This window comes from Polynucleobacter sp. (assembly GCF_018500155.2).
GTDB lineage: Bacteria > Pseudomonadota > Gammaproteobacteria > Burkholderiales > Burkholderiaceae > Polynucleobacter.
Genome location: NZ_JAHBAK020000053.1, coordinates 1 through 20478, shown reverse-complemented (window position 1 = coordinate 20478; position 20478 = coordinate 1). Strand labels below are relative to the sequence as shown.

20 protein-coding genes and 2 tRNA genes are annotated in these 20478 nt (G+C 43.9%); 7 read left to right on the top strand and 15 right to left on the bottom strand.

The annotated features are described in order from the left end of the window. The first annotated feature begins 25 nt into the window (after window positions 1-25). Entirely contained in the window at window positions 26-370 is a 345-nt protein-coding gene (locus KIH43_RS06800) for an HNH endonuclease signature motif containing protein (protein ID WP_296968700.1), read from the top strand. Between the two features lie 58 nt (window positions 371-428). Continuing rightward, window positions 429-1190: an SDR family oxidoreductase gene (locus tag KIH43_RS06795; protein ID WP_297719092.1), complete on the top strand. Its 762-nt coding sequence runs from the start codon at window positions 429-431 to the stop codon at window positions 1188-1190. Here KIH43_RS06795 and KIH43_RS06790 read toward each other — a convergent pair. Genes KIH43_RS06790 through KIH43_RS06780 form a run of 3 tightly spaced genes read right to left on the bottom strand, consistent with a single transcriptional unit; the run spans window position 1187 to window position 3718 of the window. After that, window positions 1187-1579, bottom strand: a complete 393-nt coding sequence (locus tag KIH43_RS06790; RefSeq protein WP_297719089.1) for a VOC family protein — start codon at window positions 1577-1579, stop codon at window positions 1187-1189. The two genes, KIH43_RS06795 and KIH43_RS06790, sit on opposite strands and share 4 nt — an antisense overlap. Window positions 1580-1588: 9 nt before the next feature. Then, the gene (locus KIH43_RS06785) at window positions 1589-2515 is read right to left on the bottom strand and encodes a hydroxymethylglutaryl-CoA lyase (RefSeq protein ID WP_297719087.1); all 927 of its coding nucleotides are present in this window, start codon (window positions 2513-2515) and stop codon (window positions 1589-1591) included. A gap of 9 nt (window positions 2516-2524) precedes the next feature. Continuing rightward, window positions 2525-3718 carry a CaiB/BaiF CoA-transferase family protein gene (locus tag KIH43_RS06780; RefSeq protein ID WP_297719084.1) on the bottom strand — a complete coding sequence of 398 codons (1194 nt, stop codon included), beginning with the start codon at window positions 3716-3718 and terminating at the stop codon, window positions 2525-2527. Between the two features lie 121 nt (window positions 3719-3839). Here KIH43_RS06780 and KIH43_RS06775 point away from each other — a divergent pair, with 121 nt between their 5' ends. Together KIH43_RS06775 and KIH43_RS06770 are read left to right on the top strand one after the other, a co-directional pair. Then, window positions 3840-4751, top strand: a complete 912-nt coding sequence (locus tag KIH43_RS06775; protein ID WP_297719082.1) for a LysR family transcriptional regulator — start codon at window positions 3840-3842, stop codon at window positions 4749-4751. A 74-nt stretch (window positions 4752-4825) separates the two neighbouring features. Continuing rightward, window positions 4826-5461, top strand: coding sequence for an NAD(P)H-dependent oxidoreductase (locus KIH43_RS06770; RefSeq protein WP_297719079.1), 636 nt, complete (start codon window positions 4826-4828; stop codon window positions 5459-5461). 112 nt (window positions 5462-5573) lie between these two features. Here the strand turns inward: KIH43_RS06770 and KIH43_RS06765 are convergent, their stop codons facing one another. From KIH43_RS06765 to KIH43_RS06745, 5 genes are all read right to left on the bottom strand, one after another. Beyond that, window positions 5574-6368: a hypothetical protein gene (locus tag KIH43_RS06765; protein WP_297719077.1), complete on the bottom strand. Its 795-nt coding sequence runs from the start codon at window positions 6366-6368 to the stop codon at window positions 5574-5576. A gap of 217 nt (window positions 6369-6585) precedes the next feature. Next, on the bottom strand, window positions 6586-8466 hold the full coding sequence (locus KIH43_RS06760) for a carbon-nitrogen hydrolase family protein (RefSeq protein WP_297719074.1): 1881 nt from the start codon (window positions 8464-8466) through the stop codon (window positions 6586-6588). 153 nt (window positions 8467-8619) lie between these two features. Next, window positions 8620-9258: a cytochrome b/b6 domain-containing protein gene (locus KIH43_RS06755; RefSeq protein ID WP_297719071.1), complete on the bottom strand. Its 639-nt coding sequence runs from the start codon at window positions 9256-9258 to the stop codon at window positions 8620-8622. Then, entirely contained in the window at window positions 9255-9713 is a 459-nt protein-coding gene (locus tag KIH43_RS06750; RefSeq protein ID WP_297719068.1) for a diheme cytochrome c, read from the bottom strand. Before KIH43_RS06750 ends, KIH43_RS06755 begins: the two co-directional genes overlap by 4 nt. A 7-nt stretch (window positions 9714-9720) precedes the next feature. Further along, window positions 9721-10098 (bottom strand): DUF1924 domain-containing protein, encoded by a 378-nt coding sequence (locus KIH43_RS06745; RefSeq protein WP_297719065.1) that lies wholly within the window; start codon window positions 10096-10098, stop codon window positions 9721-9723. Window positions 10099-10224: 126 nt separating this feature from the next. On the opposite strand from KIH43_RS06745, the gene KIH43_RS06740 reads away from it, so the two are divergent. After that, the gene (locus tag KIH43_RS06740) at window positions 10225-10809 is read left to right on the top strand and encodes a DNA-3-methyladenine glycosylase I (protein WP_297719062.1); all 585 of its coding nucleotides are present in this window, start codon (window positions 10225-10227) and stop codon (window positions 10807-10809) included. Between the two features lie 306 nt (window positions 10810-11115). Here the strand turns inward: KIH43_RS06740 and KIH43_RS06735 are convergent. Further along, window positions 11116-11190: transfer RNA gene (locus KIH43_RS06735), tRNA-Gly, on the bottom strand. A 22-nt stretch (window positions 11191-11212) separates the two neighbouring features. Beyond that, window positions 11213-13114, bottom strand: coding sequence for a molecular chaperone HtpG (gene htpG, locus KIH43_RS06730; protein ID WP_297719060.1), 1902 nt, complete (start codon window positions 13112-13114; stop codon window positions 11213-11215). Window positions 13115-13584: 470 nt separating this feature from the next. Here htpG and KIH43_RS06725 point away from each other — a divergent pair, with 470 nt between their 5' ends. Then, window positions 13585-14049 carry an Hsp20 family protein gene (locus KIH43_RS06725; RefSeq protein WP_296970547.1) on the top strand — a complete coding sequence of 155 codons (465 nt, stop codon included), beginning with the start codon at window positions 13585-13587 and terminating at the stop codon, window positions 14047-14049. 57 nt (window positions 14050-14106) lie between these two features. After that, window positions 14107-14325 (top strand): hypothetical protein, encoded by a 219-nt coding sequence (locus KIH43_RS06720; RefSeq protein ID WP_297719057.1) that lies wholly within the window; start codon window positions 14107-14109, stop codon window positions 14323-14325. 462 nt (window positions 14326-14787) lie between these two features. On the opposite strand, the gene KIH43_RS06715 is transcribed toward KIH43_RS06720, so the two are convergent. From KIH43_RS06715 to rpsU, 5 genes are all read right to left on the bottom strand, one after another. Beyond that, a tRNA-Ile gene (locus KIH43_RS06715) sits at window positions 14788-14864 on the bottom strand. 13 nt (window positions 14865-14877) lie between these two features. Then, on the bottom strand, window positions 14878-17424 hold the full coding sequence (rpoD, locus tag KIH43_RS06710) for an RNA polymerase sigma factor RpoD (protein ID WP_297719054.1): 2547 nt from the start codon (window positions 17422-17424) through the stop codon (window positions 14878-14880). 238 nt (window positions 17425-17662) lie between these two features. Further along, on the bottom strand, window positions 17663-19603 hold the full coding sequence (gene dnaG, locus KIH43_RS06705; protein ID WP_297719051.1) for a DNA primase: 1941 nt from the start codon (window positions 19601-19603) through the stop codon (window positions 17663-17665). A gap of 27 nt (window positions 19604-19630) precedes the next feature. Continuing rightward, window positions 19631-20077 carry a GatB/YqeY domain-containing protein gene (locus tag KIH43_RS06700; protein ID WP_296969616.1) on the bottom strand — a complete coding sequence of 149 codons (447 nt, stop codon included), beginning with the start codon at window positions 20075-20077 and terminating at the stop codon, window positions 19631-19633. Between the two features lie 124 nt (window positions 20078-20201). Beyond that, entirely contained in the window at window positions 20202-20414 is a 213-nt protein-coding gene (gene rpsU, locus KIH43_RS06695; protein ID WP_011903537.1) for a 30S ribosomal protein S21, read from the bottom strand. Window positions 20415-20478 lie beyond the last annotated feature (64 nt).

Sequence of the window (20478 nt, the reverse complement as noted above, 5' to 3'; positions counted from 1 at the left end):
GAGACCAGAATAATTTGCACTACTTATGATCGGAAAAATTCGTCAAAAGCTCATTGATTCGGAGCCAAGAATGGCCCCCAAGAATCTTGCGCTGATTTGCCCCATCTGCGAGCGCGCTATTCCCGAATCCCAAAAAGATGCTCACCACCTTATTCCCAAGTCAAAGGGGGGCAAAGCAACAGAATATCTGCATCGAATCTGCCATCGACAAATTCATGCTCTTTTTACCGAAACCGAGCTAGCCACACAATTGAATACTGCACTAGCACTGCAAGAGCATCCTGATATGCAACGCTTTATACAATGGGTAAAGACCAAACCAGAACACTTTTTTGAAAAGTCACGCAAAAGCATACGTTTGAAAGATTGAATTCCGCTACTAAAGATAAAATACCTACACTGATCAAAAGATTAAGCATAAGGAAAATATGAATTCCACTCATCAAAAAGTTGCGCTAGTAACTGGCGCTGGCGCCGGTATTGGTAAAGCCGCCGCAAAAGCCTTATTGCAAGGCGGATATAGCGTAGTACTCACTGGACGTAATCTCGAAAAACTACAAAAAGCCATTACGGACATTGGCGGCACCAGTGAGAACTGTTTAGCGGTGGCATGTGATGTAGGCAAACCCGAACAAGTAAAAAAACTATTTGCTGCTCTTCATGAGAAATTTGGTCGAATCGATGTGCTGTTTAATAATGCTGGCATTGGCGCGCCTGCCATTCCCATGGAGGAGCTAAGCTACGAACAATGGATGAATGTTGTGAATGCCAATCTTTGTGGCACATTCCTGTGCTCTCAGGAAGCGATACGCATGATGAAATCGCAATCACCACAAGGTGGGCGCATCATTAATAATGGTTCAATTTCGGCCCATGCTCCTAGACCCATGTCTGCGCCCTATACCAGCACAAAACATGCCATTACCGGTCTCACTAAATCCATCGCGCTTGACGGAAGGCCATTTAACATTGCCTGCGGCCAAATTGATATTGGCAATGCTGCCACCGAAATGACCGAGCGGATGGCTGCGGGTATTATGCAAGCCGACCTCTCTATTAAGGTTGAACCTCGCATGGACGTCGATCATGTTGGTCAAGCAGTGTTACATATGGCTCAACTTCCTCTTGAGAGCAATATCCTCAATATGACGATCATGGCAACCAATATGCCATTTGTAGGTAGGGGCTAAATCAATTCACTAATTTCAATGAGGTTTTGGTCTGGGTCGCGCACATAAACAGAATTGATCTTATTTGTAGCGCCCGTCCGAACCACCGGGCCTTCAATAATAGGCCAACGCTCTTGCGCCAAATGACTAATCACTTCATTCAAAGGTCGATCCGCAATAAAACAAAGGTCTAATGAGCCAGGAGTTGGAATATTCGCTTTAGGCTCAAACTCTTTACCCTTTATGTGTAAGTTGATTTTTTGATTGCCAAACTTAAAAGCCTTACGCTCCACTGGTGGAGTACCACCAATGAAAGATTCAAGTTTCATTCCTAAAATACGAGTGTAAAAATCAACGCAAGCTGTTTCATTTGCCGTTGTCAGCACCAAGTGGTCTAAATGATCAATCATATTGACTCCTCACTTCAATTCGTTGATGTATTCAGGTGCGGGATGCAAATCGCAAGTACGGCCTGCTTTAGCCACTTGACCTGGAACGGCATGTCCAACAATCTGCGGTAGTTCACGCGCTAAAACTAATAACTTTGGAATATTGATACCAGTGTCATAACCCATCGCATCGAGCATGTGAATCGCATCTTCGCTCGAGATATTACCGCTAGCTCCTGGAGCATAAGGACAGCCTCCCAAACCACCCAGCGATCCATCAAATCGCACAATGTTTGCTTGCACTGCAGCCAATACATTCGCCAAACCCATTCCTCTGGTATTGTGAAAATGCATCGTGAGCTCAGTTTGCGGAAACTTATCTTGCAAGGACTGCGCCATAGATGTGACTTGTTTTGGATTTGCCATCCCGGTAGTGTCACAGATGGTGAGTCCACGCACACCCAAATCTACAAAACGCTGCGCAAATTCTTCAACAACGCTTTGCGGAACCTCTCCCTCCATGGGGCAACCAAAGCAGGTGGACAAAGAGACATTGATGGGCGCCCTACCATCCACATAACGAATAACTTCTGCTAATCCAGCAAAGCTTTTTTCTCTCGTCATCCTTAAATTCGCCAGATTATGCGTCTCGGAAGTAGACATCACTAAGTTCAACTCATCAGCACGCGACTCCAGGGCGCGCTCTGCTCCACGCAAGTTGGGAACGAGAACGGTATATTCAACTCCGGGCACTCGTTTAATTTTTCCCATTACTTCTTCAGCATCGCGCAGCATCGGAATTGCTTTAGGAGAAGTAAATGAAGTGACTTCAATCTTCGCAAATCCACATTCACTTAAGCCATCAATCAGCTTGATCTTATCTTCCGTTGGGATAAAGTAAGGTTCGATCTGAAAGCCATCACGCGTCACGACATCATTGAAATAGATTCTGGTCATTTTTTTCTCTTATTGGGTAAATGCTACGCCACGTTCTTTCAGATGGGCTATCTGAACATCACTCAAGCCAATCTCTTTCAAAATCTCATCGGTGTTCTGGCCAATCGTAGGCGCCAAAGTTTTAATTGAACCCGGTGTACGCGATAACTTCGGCAATACTCCAGGTACTTCTAATTGGCTGCCATCTTGCATCTGAATTGTCTGAATATTTTCCCGAGCACGGTAGTGTGGATCATTAGCAATATCGGCAATCGTATAAATACGTCCAGCAGGAACCGCCACTGAATCAAGAGCGGTCAATGCCTGATCTGTATTCATTGTTTTTGCCCATTGTCCTATCGCTGCATCAAGCTCTACCACCCGCTGCACGCGCCCTTCATTATTTTCTAATTGCGGATCATTTCCTAAGTCTTCACGTCCGATCAATTTCATGAGCCGTTTAAAAATACTATCGCCATTACCCGCAACCAATACATAACCGCCATCAGCGCACTGATATGCATTGGTGGGCGCAATTCCAGGTAATGCACTTCCTGCGGCCTGCCTTACTTCACCAAACGCACTGTATTCAGGTAATAAACTTTCCATGCAATTAAAGACCGCCTCATATAGGGCAATATCAATGACTTGACCTTTGCCACTGCGATGACGCTCCTGCAGCGCCATCAAAATACCAATCACACCATGCAATGAAGCCAATGTGTCACCGATACTTATCCCCACGCGCACTGGCACTCTGCCAGGCTCCGCAGTGAGATGTCGCAGTCCACCCATCGCTTCCGCAACAACACCAAATCCAGGCTTATCTTTATATGGACCTGTTTGCCCATAACCACTGATACGCAAAATAATTAACTTTGGATTTAGCGCAAGCAATCTATCGGGATCAAGCCCCCACCCCTCTAGCGTCCCTGGACGAAAGTTCTCGATTAATACATCTGCCTCAGTAGCCAATTTACGAACAATGTCTTGTGCCTCTGCTTGACGTAGGTCGAGAGAAAGTGAGCGCTTATTTCTGGACTGCACTTGCCACCAAACAGAGGTGCCATCTTTTAATAGACGCCATTTACGCAAAGCATCACCCACTTTGGGGGGCTCAATTTTCACCACATCCGCACCAAAATCCGCCAATGTTTTGGCAGCGAAAGGGCCAGCAATGAGTTGACCCATTTCAATCACTTTCAATCCTGAGAGTGGCTCCATCTGGCATTCCTATTCATCATTTTTTGCAATACCAACAAAATAACCCCTCTACAACCAATTGGGAATTGCTATGAAGCCATCAAGCCTTCTCATTTTGCGAAGGCTTCGCTAGAATACCCCCATGAAACCCCAAATGAACCCTGCCAGAATTGACTTTGTCACACTCAAGCTCTTCTGTGCCATTGCCCAATCGGGCAGTATTACCAAAGGGGCCTCTGAATGTCACTTAGCTCTCTCTGCTGCCAGCAGGCGAATTTCTGAGCTCGAAGAAACCGTTGGACTGATGTTGTTAGATCGATCTGCAAAAGGAGTGACATTGACACCCGCAGGCCATGCCGTTATGCAACACTCTTTAAGACTGTTTCAAGGTTTTGAACAATTTAGTAATGAATTAAATGAATTTGCTAAAGGCAGCAAAGGGCATGTACGACTTTGGGCAAACATGTCTTCACTCACTGAGTTTTTACCATCGGCTTTAGCGAGCTTTCTAAAAGAGCACCGTGAAATACAAGTGGAAGTAGAAGAGCAATTAAGTGGTGACATTGTTAAAGCGTTGCTTGATGGTATTGCAGATATTGGCGTCTTCGCAGAAGGAACACCAACAACAGGTTTAAATACCCAAGTGATAGGTCACGATGAGTTAGTCATTGTGTGTAGTCAAGATCATGCAATTCATAGCCGCAAAAGTATTTCCTTCGAGGAGTGTCTTGAGTTTGATTTTGTTGGACTCAATCGCGGTAGCTCATTATTGGAACTGACTTCTCGCCATGCAGAGCGTCTAAATAAACATATGAGACTACGCATTCAGGTCCGAAGCTATGATGCAATGTGCCAAATGATTGCGGTCAACCTGGGAATTGGGGTCTTGCCATATCAAGCCTGTGCACCACAGATCAAGGCCTTGGGACTCAAAGTCATCCGTCTTGAGGATGCCTGGGCTAAACGCAATCTCCTGTTAGCAATTAAACAGGATGGTCGACAGTCCCCAGCAAGTACATTACTTTGCCAGCATCTCATTTCTCAGAGTCATTAGCAGTCTGAGCAAATTTTTATCAATTGGACTAAGATCATTTCGATCACTTTTATAACGTATAAGAAAGAAAGCGAATGAGTCTATTAGAAAAATTGAAGTGGCGTTATGCCACGAAGAAAATGGATGCCAGCAAATCAGTTCCTCCAGAAAAAGTGGATTCAATTTTGGAGGCAGTAAGGCATACCGCTAGCTCTAGTGGCTTGCAACCTTATGAGTTGATTGTGATTACCAATAAAGATTTGCGTGAAAAAATTAAGGCAATAGCCAATAATCAATCCCAAATTACCGATTGCTCCCACCTCATCATTTTTGCTGCGTGGGATGATTACACGGCTCAACGCATTAATGATGCTTTTGATATGACTGAAAATATCCGCAACTTTAAGAATGATGCGGGCGTGGCGTATCGTCAAATGCTTCTCAAAAACTATCCGGCACGAGGCCCTGAAGCAAATTTCACCCATGCAGCAAAGCAAGCCTATATTGGACTGGGAACAGCATTGATTGCTGCTGCAGAAGCGGAAGTAGACTCAACACCAATGGAAGGCTTTGACCCCAAAGCTTTAGATGAAATTCTTAATCTCAAAGAAAAGGGTCTACGCAGCGTAGTTATGCTGCCATTGGGCTATAGAAAAGAAGATGAGGATTGGCTTGTCAAACTCAAGAAAGTCAGACGGCCGAATGAGCAATTTATTAGTTGGATCAAGTAGATAGTTGTTTGAGTCATATAAAAAGCCACTCCAATGAGTGGCTTTCTTTTTTGCTTGCCAACTAAAACAGTGAATGCATCACCATCTCAATGGCATGAGGGTGCGTCCTTCATTAAAACTTAAAAGTCACAGCAAGCTGCGCACCTTGCATGGTGGTCTTCTGCAACACACCCCCTGATTTCATATCATAGTAAAGCACGCGGTAAGTTAATGAGGCATCCACTAGCTTATTAAATGTCTTACCCACACCAGCTGCTACTTGCCATGTCAAATTCGTAGTGCCCCCGCCACTTCCAATATCGGCATAGGCTGGGATATACCAGCTAGAGTCAGCAATACGATAGCGCCCTTTAGCACCAATAATCGGATCTACAGTCGAAGTAGTTTTAGAGATGGTTCTTGAGATAGGTGTGCGCTCTAAATTGCCATTCAGTGTCGCAGTGATATCAATACCACGGACACCAAGCAGAGCATCAGCATAAGCATCTTTTGTATTGAGGAGTGTGTATGTAGCAGCGCCCGTCAAAATGGTTTGCTGTAACGTGATCTTATCAGCAATACTTGTGAGGCCGCCATGGACAGGAATAGCGCCGGTATTTTGTAAGGTGGCAGAGATAATGTCGCCCATGACTCCCCAATTACCATAATGTGCTTCACCAGCAATCATGCCGCCTGTTTTCAGATTACCGAGCACATTACTTGAGCTCATATCGGCAGACTTGGTCAATCTGTTATCAAAATTAATTGTGCCTTTAATTCCGGGAGCCCAAAGATAAGGCGTTACTTCATAGCGCCATTCATTGCTAATTTTTGGAATAGGTGATGCCTCAGGATTGCTTTGCGCAAAGCTTTGTCCAACGCTGAGTGCGCTAATAAGTAGCAAGACAAGTTTTGAGATAGTTTTCATAAATATTCAATAGACTAAAAACTGAAGATGGGGTTTATTGGGTTGAATTATAAGGAATCTCCGCCCAACAAATAGCCCCTAGACCTTATTATTTTTAGCAAGGCGGGAACATCTCACTTGCAAAAGCCGCTGAAATTTTTAGAGACTGGGCACCAGCAATCTCAACAGTCTTAAAACATTGACGACAAGATTATTAGATCATTGTCGCCCCCCCTAATCATCGAGAGTTTGGACAGATTTCTTTGCTAGTTGAGTTTTTCCGCCATTCTTTAAAACAAGCGCTATTCATATCCAGGGCTATTGGCGCCCCCTCATCCCAGCGTCGACTAGCTATCAAACGTTCCTGATCGATGTATACGGTGTTATTCGTATGGGTCGTGAAATCAACCAGATGAGCAAGCTCTTTTTTGGGTGCAATATTTGGTGGGTAGTAACCTACTTCTGGGGTCAAAGCATAAACAGCACTATCACCAATATCTTGGTGTTCTCCGCCAATATAGTTGGCAACTAAAGTGTAGGCTTGCGCATACTTTGCAATGCTGTACCACATTGACATCCCTTTATTGCTAGCATCCTGCACTACCCCTTTGGGGATATCAACCGGACCACCATAATCTTTTTGATTGTAGGCAGCAGGCACCAATATTAAATCTGCTCTGTAGATGCCATACATTTGTGTCAACTCTGGAATACGTACTTCGTCATCCAACATGATTGCGATGTTGCCAAAATTAGAGGTTTTGAAAATAGGCAAATCGTTACCTGCAGTTGCCCAATTTTTTTCGGAGTCGTTCAAATGAGACTTGCGATAAAGACCAGCTTGCGAACCAGTACCATCAAACAGCACAGCTGTTTCATAATACTTACCATCCTTTTTTTCGGGCATAGAAAATAGAACAAAAGTGCTGTATTTTTTGGCCAAACCTGCAGCTAATTGATAGCTTTTACCATTAAGCTCTTCTGCATATTGAGCTATGTTGTCCTTGTTAAGTCTTACGGGCCCCAAAAATGAATTAAATGGCAACACTGTTAAGTTAAATACGCCGGATCGCTCTCGAATGAGTTGATCCACTCTCTTATAGTTTTCATCCACTTGGCCCAACTTAGGCTCGTATTGAATCAGTGCTGCTGATACCTGTTTGGGAGCATAGGTTGCAGCACCATCATCTGGGTAACGATAGCTATTAATGTCTTGATAGAGCTCAGGACGACGATGTTTAAACCAGTATTCTTTTTGCGCGCTCTTTTTATCAAGATTAATGGTTGCGTAAATAGTTTGTGGTTTGGTTGGATTAGCCGGTGTAGATAGCGGTGCTGAAATTAAACGCTTTCCTGAGTTATCCCAAATGGATGAGGCTCCATCAAAAAAGTCTATCTGTACTTTTCCAAAACCCTCAGAGCCGGTGGAATTTGCTGAAATCACATTCGATCCCATCCAACTAACGGCAGTTGATATATTTGCCATGGTTGAGTGATTGGTGTAACTCGCAGCATAAATACTCGCCATCTTATTAGAGCCAATCGGTTGCGCCACGATATCTGCGCCTCTTAATACTGGCAACAAAAGATTTTGAAGATTGGTATCGTCAAAACAAATTACCAATCCAATACGACCAATCTCAGTATCAAATACTGGGAAACCCAATTTACCTGGCGTGATTGCAACGCCCTCACCCGTTGCTAAGGTATTTTTATGATATTTACCAATGTAGCCTTTGGGGCCAATCAACACAGCAGCGTTATGAATTTGCTTAGTGATGGGATCTCTCTCCATCATGCCAACTACTACATATACGTTGTATTGTTGCGTTATCTTAGAAATTAAAGCTGTGGTTTTGCCTGGAACGGTATCGGCATATGGCATTAAGGACTTTGCATCCACATAAGCAAAACCCGTGGTAACACCCTCAGGCAAAACAATTAACTTGGCGCCATTTTTGGCGGCAGCAGTGACCGCATCCATAATCCCAGGAAGATTCACTTCGAAACCTGGCGACTTTGCCGCAAACTCAACGGCAGCAACTTTAATCTCTCTTGATTGAGCCGCAATAGGAACGGCTAAAAATACAGTAATTAAAAAAGTTGCAATTCTGATCATGATTAAGCCTAATGAATGAAAAAAAATTTATTGTAACGACAAAGAGGCTATTGATTTACCAGAAATACCAACCCGAGGGAAGATAGTGATATTTCTGGCAAGCATACTGGGACGGACAGTCAACCCGGGGATCTAATTTTGGAATGCAGACCGTTATTGCGTGAGGGCCGGCAATGAACCACTCACTACCAAGTAGAAAAAATACATCCAACCTAGCGCCAACAAAAAGCCAATCAAATATTGCGGAAAGCGAATTGCCTGCTCCGGCAATCCTTGTTTTTTTCCATTTACCATCGCTCGAATTAAATTTTCTTTTTGCACCAAACTCATAATGACTGCCGCAGCAATATGAATAATAACCAATCCTAAAGCGAGACTTGCGATTGCTTCATGGGCTTCACTCATAAAGTCGCCCAGAAACTCTTTCACACCCCAATAGCCCGTCAACCCAATCAAGAGAATAATGAGCATGAGACCAACCATCACTATTCCCCCAACCGGATTGTGCCCCGGCGAGCTATGTTGATGACTACTTAATACACTTTTGATATGCCCTGCCATCTCATTAGGACCCCGAAGGAACTGAGTAAAGCGCGCATACTTCGTCCCAACTAAGCCCCATACCAACCTAAATAAAACGAGGGCAACGGCAGAGTAACCAAATGCATAGTGAATCATCTGCAAGCGTTCACTCTCCGACGTAAGCCAAGCACCAGCAAAACACAGTACTAAGAGCCAATGGAAAACTCGGGTGGGCACGTCCCATACCAGTATGACTTGCTTTTCACTCATTTAGCAGGGACCTTTATATTCTTCTCGCTAAAAATACCTTCGGCGGCACTGGTGTGACATACGCCGCAATTCGCTGGACTTTTAATACTGGCTCTTTTCCAAACATCCGCCTTAATTTCATCATGTTCGCGTATAAACCAAGCGGTTTTTGTAATTCGATTGTCTGGCGCTACTACACGGTATTTTTGTTTAGTTGCCGCATTTTTCTTAAGCCAAATAGTGATTTCAGTTTTATCTTTTTCGTCGATACTCGCATCTGTGCCAAAGTGCTTACCAAGACCCTCCATGACATTTTGCCAACTCTGTTCACTTAATAAGCCTGGCGGATATGCCATATGACAACTCGCGCATTCGGCATCATAAGATTTAGGCATATCTGAGGGCATGGGCATCTTGGCAGCAAAGACTGGGCTCACCAAAAATAAAGCTATGGTCAATGTAAAGAAGTGTTTCATTTGCGCCTCACTTAATACTCATAAGCCATGCTAGAACATCTGCTTTTTCTTGCGCAGTACATTCGCGACCAAGCACATCATTGCAATTTCTCTTAAACCACTTATCAACTTTTGCCTCGTCAGTAAAACGAGCAGAATTAGCTGATGGCGCTAGTGGCTTGATGACCTTACCAGTAACGATATGTTTGGTTTCGTGATTAGGTGGATATTCGTGACAGGATGCACAACTCCATTCTTTCCCATGCTTTGTATTAAAAAATTGCTCGCCCCTGCTAGCCGAGGCCTTGCCTGACTGAGATTCATATGATTTCAAAAAATCCTGAGGGGTTGCGGCATGCGCCAAACCAAAAAACCCCAATACCAATACAGACCATAAAACCTTCATATAACTCCTAATTTCTTCAGATTCTTTAAGTATGCGCCAAAGAATGACTCACACAATGAATACAGCATTAAATTACTAGGGCTTTCTTCATCCACCAGCACTAATGAATCACTTTAGAATCGTGCTATGAAATCCATCATTCGTTGCCCTTGGTGTGAGAGTTTTGATCTATACCGCCATTATCACGATACTGAATGGGGCGTTCCTCTGCGTGACAGCAGAAAGCTATTTGAATTACTGATATTAGAAGGTGCTCAGGCCGGCCTTTCTTGGTCAACCGTTCTAAAGAAGCGCGAGTCCTATCGGGAAGCTTTTGATAATTTTGATCCGAAGAAGATTGTCAAATATGACGACAAAAAGATTTCTGAGTTGCTAGCAAACCCAGGAATTATTCGTAATCGTTTAAAAGTAGCCGCAACCATAGGCAATGCCAAAGCTTATTTGGCCCTGGAAAAAAGCGGTCAGCCATTTAATGAATTTGTCTGGTCTTTTGTTAAAAATAAGCCCATTCAAAACAAGCGCCATTATTTAAATGAACTACCTGCAAGGTCACCTGAATCTGATGCAATGAGCAAAGCGCTACTAAAGGCAGGATTTAAGTTTGTTGGCACAACAATTTGTTATGCATTTATGCAAGCCAGCGGAATGGTCAACGATCATCTCATATCTTGTCATCGATACAGTGCGGTCAAAAAGATATCCAAAACATAGCGCTAAATAAAAAGCCACTCCGAAGAGTGGCTTTTGTTTCTGGTGGGCCCACCAGGACTTGAACCTGGGACCAAAGGATTATGAGAGTAGAAGCCCAAGATAGACCATTGTAAACAGGGTGTCTGCGGGTGGTCAGTGTCGGTGTGCAAGCAAATGTGTAAGCAAATTCGTGGATTTAAAGAAGTGGCATCCAGGTCTTTGGTTTTCGAAACCTAAGGAATTTTGGAGCAACCCTCTTGCACTTCGTTACTCCAAACAGTTTGTCAAGTGAACGAGCGCTACCTTTAGTAATGCTCGTTATAACTATGGAGCGGGTGAAGGGAGTCGAACCCTCGTCTCTAGCTTGGGAAGCTAGGGTAATAGCCGTTATACGACACCCGCAATAGAGACGAGTCTTATAAACTTAATTCAGCAGCAATTGGTTCATGCGCTTTACAAAACTGGCTGGATCATTGAGCTGACCACCCTCTGCTAATAAAGCCTGATCAAATAAGAGATTAGTCCAATCATCAAAATGCTGATCATCGCTTTTGAGCTTGGATAGCAAAGGATGCTCTGGATTAATCTCCAATATAGGCTTCATATTAGGGGTATTTTGACCAGCAGCTTTTAGCATCCGCAGCAAGTTGCCAGACAGTTCATTCTCATCAGCAATCAAACAGGCTGGAGAATCCGTTAAGCGAAAGGTCACCCGCACATCTTTAGCCTTATCTTCCAAGACTTTTTTCATGCGCTCAACCAAGTCTTTGAATTGCTTCTCAGTCTCCTCATGCTCCTTCTTTTCTTTTTCATCACTTAGACTTCCTAAATCCAATCCGCCCTTAGCAACGGATGCTAATTGCTTGCCATCAAACTCAGTAATGAAGGAAAGCATCCACTCATCAACACGGTCAGATAACAAGAGGACTTCAACGCCTTTCTTGCGGAAAATCTCTAAATGCGGACTGTTTTTAGCTGCGTTGAAAGTTTCACCCGTGACATAGTAAATCTTGTCTTGGCCTTCTTTCATACGTGAGACATACTCAGCTAAAGATACCGTCTGCTCAGCCGAATCAGTATGGGTGCTAGCAAAACGGAGTAGCTTGAGGATCCGATCTTGATTGGCATGATCTTCGCCAACACCCTCTTTGAGCACTTGGCCAAATTGCGTCCAAAAGGTGCGATATTTCTCTTTCTTGGCCTCATCGTCGCTATTAGCGATCTCCTCAAGCATGCTCAGCACTCGCTTAGTAGAGCTTTCGCGAATCACTTTAATGTCACGCGACTCTTGCAATATTTCACGGGAAACGTTTAGTGGTAAATCAACTGAATCAATCACGCCCGTGACAAATCGTAAATACATCGGCATGAGCTTTTCAGCATCATCCATGATAAAGATGCGTTTTACATACAGCTTAATACCACCACGCTTATTGCGATCCCACAAATCAAATGGCGCCTTACTTGGAACAAAAAGTAACTGGGTAAATTCACTTCTACCCTCTACTCGATTTAATGAATAGCACAGTGGGTTTTCATAATCATGCGATAGGTGCTTATAAAACTCGTTATATTGCTCTTCTGTAATTTCTGACTTATTGCGAGCCCACAATGCAGAAGATTGGTTAATACTTTCTAACTCATCCTTGATAACCTGCTCTTTTTTATCGGCATCCCATTCTTCTTTGTGCATCTGAATTGGCAAAGAAATATGGTCGGAGTACTTGCGAATAATCGATTTAAGCTGATAGCTGTTGAGGAAATGATCTTCCCCCTCACGCAAATGTAGGGTAATTGAGGTACCACGCTGAGGTCGATCAATTTGCTCAATTGTAAATTCACCAGAACCATCCGACTCCCAACGGACGCCATCAGAGGCTGGTAATCCAGCACGGCGGGTTTCTACTGTGATTCTGTCAGCAACAATAAAGCCCGAATAAAAGCCTACACCAAACTGACCAATTAATGCTGCATCTTTTTGCTGATCGCCTGAAAGTTTAGTAAAGAATTCTTTAGTACCCGAGCGGGCAATTGTGCCAAGATTATTAATCACTTCTTCTCGGCTCATACCTATACCATTATCTGAAATAGTAAGCGTTCTAGCCGTCTTATCAAACTCTACATTGATCTTGAGCTCAGGATCATCACCATACCAGTCAGGATGAGCAATACCTTCAAAACGCAATTTATCGGCAGCATCAGAAGCGTTGGAGATTAGCTCTCGCAAGAAAATCTCCTTATTGGAATATAAGGAGTGAATCATCAACTGCAAAAGCTGCTTTACTTCAGCCTGAAATCCAAGTGTTTCTTTTGTAACAACAGTCATTTCAATTTTCCATAGAAAAGATTAACTTTTATTATTTGGGGGTAATTTTTAGTATTTCAAGACCTGTAAACCATCCCCTGTATAAGCTAGTCGACCGAAGACGACCCCTCATCACAAGAGTCTTCCGCCAGAATTTCCTTGCGACTCCTTTTTTGAAGATATTCCAAAATCAAGCGCTTGAGCTTAGGCCTAGTAATGGGCTCCTGGTTATTTTCCTGGAGCTCTAAATGTTCAGTTTCGAGCATTTTGCTTTCTCCATGTAATCAGTTAGCTATTCAATTACCTAAAAGTGACAAATAAAAATATCCCCAATCTTAGTGGGGAATTTTTAGTTCTTTGACTTATACATAGGGACAAAAAAATGAAATTCAACTCCTTGAAATTCAAAAAATCCATCCTTAAATAAGATTTAACTAGATGCCTTAGGGGTCTAGGAAATTGTGAACTTGCTTAAATTTAAGGAGAAAACGATGTCTTATCCATTTGGTAGAAATGTATTACTAAGCTCTGTGGGTTTTGATCGCCTGATTGATGCGATGGAACAAATGAGCTCTGGAGAGGGCCTGAGCAAAGCCCAAAGCTATCCCCCATACAACATCATTAAAAAGAATGAGCGAGACTATGCTATTGAAATTGCAGTAGCAGGCTTTAAAAATGATGAGATTGATATTACGGCTGAAGGTAACAAGTTAACCGTTATCGGTAAGGTTAAAGCAGAGCAGACTGGCGAATACCTGCATAAGGGCATTGCTAATCGAGACTTTAGCCATGACTTTACCTTGGCGGAGACGGTCATTGTGCGCTCTGCTGATGTCGAAAATGGTTTGCTGATCATCAAGCTAGAGAATGTCATTCCTGAGGAGAAATTACCCCGCAAGATTTTGATTGGTGGCGACTCTAAGCTGGTGATTGAGGAAGTCAAGGAAGCGGCTTAATAAAAATTAGCTAGCTCAGATCCATCTGGGCTAGCTAACTGCTCAAACATTAGCTTTATGTGGATACGTATTAATCACGGGATCATCGCTAAGAAACGCCCTGCGGAGGGTATTGAGGTGGAATTTACTCCGTTAGTGGCAAATGATTACCTTTCGCGCAAACTTGATTCTGGGTACATTGAAATAACCAAAGCCAATGGTGAACCAGCTTTTTTGTCAGAGGAGAAATTCTCTGAGTTACAGAAGATAGATGAATTAGTCATCATAGAAAAATGAAAGGAGAAAATCATATGAATCAAACTAACCTTATCAAATTAAGATATTCACTATCTGATTGTGTACAGTCATTACAAAAAGCGAATGTCGGGAAGTTTCCAAAACACAGCGTATCTGATTGCATTAACTCCATAAAGCAAATGAAGAATGAGAAATAACAAAATCTATCTTCTAAGCTTTGCCATTTTCACTTTTCTAATGGGATTCTTAATAACTTATTGGGATGGCTCACAACCCCTCACAAACGAAATAGGATGGGTTTTGAAGGAATTACCAGAGGTGAAATCTGTAGAGTATTTAGAGACCTTAAAGAAAATCTAAGGGCCACAACAATCTACTTTCAGTTTGTTGCTCCAAGCCAGAGTCATGTATCTATTGGGGTTTAGTGGTGTTATGTGCTACACACCGACTACACAGAAAGAAAAACGACTTAGGAATTTCTCCCTAAGTCGTTGATTTCATTGGTGGGCCCACCAGGACTTGAACCTGGGACCAAAGGATTATGAGTCCTCTGCTCTAACCAACTGAGCTATAGGCCCGTTAGTCTTTGGTTCAATCTTCCTCGAGGAAAGTCTTGAGTTTGTCGCTACGGCTTGGGTGACGCATTTTTCTGAGGGCCTTTGCTTCAATCTGACGAATACGTTCACGAGTCACATCAAATTGTTTGCCAACTTCCTCAAGAGTGTGGTCAGTGCTCATCTCAACACCAAAGCGCATACGCAATACTTTTGCTTCACGTGGTGTTAACGAATCCAACACATCTTTCACTACATCACGCATAGAGTCATGCAATGCTGCTTCAGCAGGTGCTAGCGTATTTCCATCTTCAATGAAGTCGCCCAAATGAGAATCTTCATCATCACCAATTGGTGTTTCCATTGAAATAGGCTCTTTCGCAATCTTCATGATCTTGCGAATCTTGTCCTCAGGAATCTCCATCTTCTGCGCCAATGTTGCTGCATCTGGCTCATGTCCGGTTTCTTGCAAGATCTGACGACTAATGCGATTCATCTTATTGATCGTCTCAATCATGTGAACTGGAATACGGATCGTACGTGCTTGGTCAGCAATTGAACGGGTAATCGCTTGACGAATCCACCATGTTGCATAGGTAGAGAACTTATATCCACGACGGTATTCAAACTTATCTACCGCCTTCATCAAACCAATATTTCCTTCTTGGATCAAGTCCAAGAACTGCAAGCCACGGTTAGTGTATTTCTTAGCAATCGAGATCACCAAACGCAAGTTCGCTACAGTCATTTCACGTTTAGCTTCACGAGCACGCTTCTCGCCCGCGATCATTTGCTTATTCACTTCTTTTAACTCAGGCAACGGAATAACGACATTCTTTTGAATATCGATGAGCTTTTGCTGCAGCTCCTGAATCGCTGGAACGTTACGTTGTAAGAGTGCGCTATAGGGCTTGTTCTCTTTGAGCAACTTGTCAGTCCAGCCTAAATCCATAGACATCTTCGGGAAATCTTTTAAGACTTCACCGCGATTGACGCCAACCTTGTCAACCAACAAGCTCACGATACCGCGCTCCAATTTCCATACTTGATCGACTTGCGCACGCATGGTGTCACATAGTTTCTCAACGCTTTTTGCTGTTAGACGGAAACCGAGTAACTCAGCACGAATAGCATCTTGTGCCTTGACATAAGCTGGACAGTTATAACCATCTTTATCAAATGCACGGCGCATCTTTTCAGCTTGCGTACGGACAACGGCAAACTTTTGTAGGGAGATTTGCTTAAGCTCTTCTAGCTGCTTTGCATTAGCAGTTGCAGCGCCACCGCCACCACCACCTTCATCTTCACCATCATCGTCGCCTTCTTCAGAATCAGCATCAAACTCTGGCTCATCAGGACCTAGCTTGATATCTTCAGCATTTGGATCAACCAAACCATCAACAAATTGATCGATCTCTAGCTCTCCTGCAGCAATCTTGTCGACGTTACTGAGAATCTCAGCAATGGTTACTGGACAAGCAGCTAGGGCCATCACCATATCCTTGAGGCCCGCCTCAATCTTCTTGGCAATAACAATCTCGCCTTCACGAGTGAGCAAATCTACCGTGCCCATTTCACGCATATACATACGGACTGGGTCAGTAGTACGACCAAATTCAGAATCAACAGTCGACAGAGCTGCTTCGGCTTCTTCTTCAGCCTCTTCCTCAGAAGCTGCGGCTGCAGTGTTATCTGAGAGGATTAATGTTTCAGCATCTGGCGCTTGCTCATACACGGTAATACCAATGTCGTTGAGCAAACTAATTAATGTCTCAAGAGCATCCGCATCAGATAACTCATCAGACATCACGTCATTCATTTCTCCATGGGTCAAGTAACCCTTGGACATACCCATCTTGATCAATGTCTTCAAGCGAGCACGACGCAACTCTTGCTGCTCTTCCGTACCCAACTGTTGTGCAGCAAACTCTTTTAAGAGTGCTTTTTCTTTTGCCTTACGCTCGCGGGCCTTTTGACGATCAGTTAAAACAGGTTCAGCCCCTTCAGTAGGCGCTGCAGCCTTAGGTTTGCGGCCACGCTTCTTTTCCTCTTCAACAGGAGCGGCTTCTGGAGCTACTTGTCCTTTTTTAGTCTTCAGCTCTTTAGCATCTTTGCTATTTTTCGCTTCTTCAACTTTAGGAGCAACTGCTTTACCTTTTTTCACTGGCTCAACTTTTACTGCTTTTGCAGGTACCTTGACTAATTTAGCGGATGCTTTTACTGGAGTCTTCGCAACCACTTTCGCTGCCTTTGCAATTACCTTGACTGCTTTAGCAGGCGCTTTCGCTGTCTTTGCTTTTGGTGCAGGCTTAGCCGTCACCTTTGACTTAGCAACGGGCTTAGCAGGCGCTTTCGCTGTCTTTGATTTTGGTGCAGGTTTAGCAGCCTTTACAGGTTTAGCTGGAGCCTTGGATTTTGCAACAGGCTTAGCCGGCGCTTTCGCTGCTTTTGCTTTTGGTGCAGGTTTAGCAGCCTTGACTGGTTTAGCTGGGGCCTTGGTTTTTGCAACAGGCTTAGCCGGCGCTTTCGCTGCTTTTGCTTTTGGAGCTGGTTTGGCTGGTTTTTTGGTCTTGGTATTAGGCATTTATTAGCACTTACTCACATTACAGTTGTTGATCTTGACTGATTCAGCACAGCCCCGCTATTTACTAGCCACAAAGCCACTCACCCCAAAATTTCAAAAAATATGACGCAAGTGGCTGAATTCATTCGTTTTTTTCTTGGGAACAGAGGATTATAGTCGATTGCGACTTTTTTAGCCCCTGATTCACTAAAAATATGGGGCATTTTCAGGGGATTTCTAGGGGTGATTCAGTAAATTCTTATGAAAATTTCAGTTTTTCGCCCAATTCCCGATATCGCGCCTTATCTTGCTCAGTTGCACTGCCATTGGCTATTTTTTGGGCAATTTCGGTCATTTCCTGTTTGAGAGAGCCAAGCTCTAGCTTTTTCAAAGCCCCTTCCAAATCTGCAGTTGCCACATCCAAGTCAACATCCGTCCCCAGGACACGTTTTCTAAGCACTTCATACATTGATGCCAGTTCACTACGGGATAGTTGATCTTGAAACATGGCAAACGCCCCAGCACCAACAGCAGCTGATTTTCCGCTGTCATCAATAATGAGGTCCACTTGATCGCATTGCGAGAGAAGATCTTTCATCAAAGTGAGCGCATTCGCTGATCGTTGCTCTGCAGCTTTTAATGCCAATGAACGACGCTCATGATTCATTGCTTTTCCCAAATGCGGAAATTGAATGAGTACTCTCAAAATTTGCTCAGCCAAATCCATTGGCGCTTTTGGCGGTTCAATACTTTGTGTGGCAACTCGTTTAGCTGCTTGCCAAGGAGCACTCTGTCTATTGCTAAATGCATTTGGATTATTGGGATTTTGCTGCTTTACTGCACTTGCAGAATAAGCCACTGGTGCGGGCGCTACTGTAAGTCCACAAAATGCTTCTAACTCAGCTGGCGTGGTGCTCGTACGAATTGCTAGCTCTCGCAAAATTTGAGTACGCAATGCTATTGGCGGCATAGAGAGTAGCAATGGTTTGGCGGCATGATGGGTTTGCGCTCTTCCCTCTGGAGTAGTGAGCTCATGACCGTCACTGGCCACCTTAAAGAAGAAGCTAGAAATAGACATCGCCTCTTGTATTGCTTTTTCAAATGCGACCGCACCATAGGCCCTGACATAGCTATCAGGATCATGCTCAGTGGGCAAAAATAAGAAACGAATTTCTTTATCGTCAGACATCAATGGCAAGCATGCTTCAAGCGCTCGTTGTGCTGCGCGCTGCCCTGCTGCATCACCATCAAATGAAAAAATCACTTTGTCAGTTTGGCGCAAAAGCATGCGCACATGATTTGCAGTGCAAGCTGTTCCTAATGTAGCGACAGCATTAGGAAAACCTAATTGTGCGAGTGCCACGACATCCATATAGCCTTCGCATACCAATACATATTCTTTGGCGCGGATAGCTTGTCTTGCTTCAAATAAACCGTAAAGGGTATTGCCCTTAGAGAAGAGTGGTGTCTCTGGGGAATTTAAATACTTCGGCTCACCTTGATCCAAAATGCGGCCACCAAAGCCAATTGTTTGTCCTTTCGGATTACGAATAGGAAACATCACCCGATCACGAAAACGATCATAGCGTTTGACGGCTGATTTATTGTCTGATGAACCTTCTGCTTGCTCACCCTGAATCACTAAACCACCCTCTACGAGGGTCTTCGCCACCTCTTCATTGCTATACGGACCAAAGACTGCTTCTAAACCTTGCCAGCCATCGGGTGCATAACCCAAGGCATAGCGCTTAGCGATTTCACCGGTAAGACCGCGCCCTTTTAAATAATCAATCGCTCGAGGACTACTCTTGAGTTGTTGACGATACCAATCTGCTGCAGAACTCATGACCTCACTCAACGCCATAGCGCGTTGCTGTTTTGCAATATCAGTTGCGCTGCGCTCTTCACGCGGCACATCTAGACCTGCAGAGCGGGCTAATTCTTCAATGGCATCTACATAACCCAGACCAGAATATTCCATTAAGAAACTAATCGCTGATCCATGTGCTCCACATCCGAAGCAGTGATAAAACTGTTTGGTGGGCGATACAGAAAATGAGGGTGACTTCTCGGAATGAAAGGGACACAAACCTTGATAGTTAGCGCCCGCTTTTTTTAACTTGACGTGCTGCCCGACCACATCAACGATGTCGACCCGATTAAGAAGATCGGCAATGAATGATGGTGGGATGAGCGCCATAAGGCTAGGAGTATGAGCTCAGTTCTTTTATTTTGCGAGCGCTGCTTTAACGAGGCCCGACACCTTGCCCATATCAGCCTTACCAGCCAACTGACCTTTTAAGACGCCAATGACTTTACCCATATCTTGCGGACCTACTGCGCCAGTGGAGGCTACTGCAGCAGCGACCGCTGCTTGCACCTCAGCATCAGACATTTGCGCAGGCAAATAGGCCTGCAAGACGATCATCTCGGCAGATTCCACAGCAACCAAATCATCGCGCCCCGCTTTTTCAAATTGAGAGATGGAATCTTTGCGTTGCTTAATCATCTTTTCAATCGTAGAAATGATGGCTGCATCATCGAGCACAACACGATCATCTACTTCGCGTTGTTTAATGGCTGCTAACAAAAGACGGATGGTGCCCAGACGCGCAGTCTCTTTAGCGCGCATTGCAGATTTCATATCTTCAGTAATTTGATCTTTCAGACTCATGATGCGATCCTAGTGTTCGGTTGTAATGTAAAGAATAATGACTAGTGATTAAAAAGCAAAAACCCGCTGCGTTTCACCGTCAGCGGGTTTCAAAGCCTCTCGGTGAAGAGAGCTTTAAATTGGCTTAGTAAAGCTTCTTTGGCAACATTTGGCTGCGGATACGCTTGTAATGGCGTTTAGCAGCAGCAGCCTTTTTACGCTTACGCTCAGCTGTTGGCTTCTCGTAAAACTCGCGGGCACGCAAGTCTGTCAAAAGACCATTTTTCTCAATGGTGCGCTTGAAACGGCGCAATGCCACTTCAAATGGTTCGTTTTCGCGGAGGCGGACTGTAGTCATACTTATTTAACTCGTATATGCTCGATAGATATCGAAAAATTAACTGAATTGCGATTCTAGCACG

Bases quoted from the DNA above. Each gene is read 5' to 3' on its own strand.
- dnaG (WP_297719051.1), bottom strand. From the start codon at position 19,603: ATGGCGCTCATCCCACCATCATTCATTGCCGATCTTCTTAATCGGGTC.
- KIH43_RS06760 (WP_297719074.1), bottom strand. From the start codon at position 8,466: ATGATCAGAATTGCAACTTTTTTAATTACTGTATTTTTAGCCGTTCCT.
- rpoD (WP_297719054.1), bottom strand. From the start codon at position 17,424: ATGCCTAATACCAAGACCAAAAAACCAGCCAAACCAGCTCCAAAAGCA.
- KIH43_RS06755 (WP_297719071.1), bottom strand. From the start codon at position 9,258: ATGAGTGAAAAGCAAGTCATACTGGTATGGGACGTGCCCACCCGAGTT.
- KIH43_RS06720 (WP_297719057.1), top strand. From the start codon at position 14,107: ATGTGGATACGTATTAATCACGGGATCATCGCTAAGAAACGCCCTGCG.
- KIH43_RS06790 (WP_297719089.1), bottom strand. From the start codon at position 1,579: ATGATTGATCATTTAGACCACTTGGTGCTGACAACGGCAAATGAAACA.
- KIH43_RS06775 (WP_297719082.1), top strand. From the start codon at position 3,840: ATGAAACCCCAAATGAACCCTGCCAGAATTGACTTTGTCACACTCAAG.
- KIH43_RS06750 (WP_297719068.1), bottom strand. From the start codon at position 9,713: ATGAAACACTTCTTTACATTGACCATAGCTTTATTTTTGGTGAGCCCA.
- KIH43_RS06725 (WP_296970547.1), top strand. From the start codon at position 13,585: ATGTCTTATCCATTTGGTAGAAATGTATTACTAAGCTCTGTGGGTTTT.
- KIH43_RS06800 (WP_296968700.1), top strand. From the start codon at position 26: ATGATCGGAAAAATTCGTCAAAAGCTCATTGATTCGGAGCCAAGAATG.
- KIH43_RS06740 (WP_297719062.1), top strand. From the start codon at position 10,225: ATGAAATCCATCATTCGTTGCCCTTGGTGTGAGAGTTTTGATCTATAC.
- KIH43_RS06770 (WP_297719079.1), top strand. From the start codon at position 4,826: ATGAGTCTATTAGAAAAATTGAAGTGGCGTTATGCCACGAAGAAAATG.
- htpG (WP_297719060.1), bottom strand. From the start codon at position 13,114: ATGACTGTTGTTACAAAAGAAACACTTGGATTTCAGGCTGAAGTAAAG.
- KIH43_RS06745 (WP_297719065.1), bottom strand. From the start codon at position 10,098: ATGAAGGTTTTATGGTCTGTATTGGTATTGGGGTTTTTTGGTTTGGCG.
- KIH43_RS06700 (WP_296969616.1), bottom strand. From the start codon at position 20,077: ATGAGTCTGAAAGATCAAATTACTGAAGATATGAAATCTGCAATGCGC.
- KIH43_RS06780 (WP_297719084.1), bottom strand. From the start codon at position 3,718: ATGGAGCCACTCTCAGGATTGAAAGTGATTGAAATGGGTCAACTCATT.
- KIH43_RS06785 (WP_297719087.1), bottom strand. From the start codon at position 2,515: ATGACCAGAATCTATTTCAATGATGTCGTGACGCGTGATGGCTTTCAG.
- rpsU (WP_011903537.1), bottom strand. From the start codon at position 20,414: ATGACTACAGTCCGCCTCCGCGAAAACGAACCATTTGAAGTGGCATTG.
- KIH43_RS06795 (WP_297719092.1), top strand. From the start codon at position 429: ATGAATTCCACTCATCAAAAAGTTGCGCTAGTAACTGGCGCTGGCGCC.
- KIH43_RS06765 (WP_297719077.1), bottom strand. From the start codon at position 6,368: ATGAAAACTATCTCAAAACTTGTCTTGCTACTTATTAGCGCACTCAGC.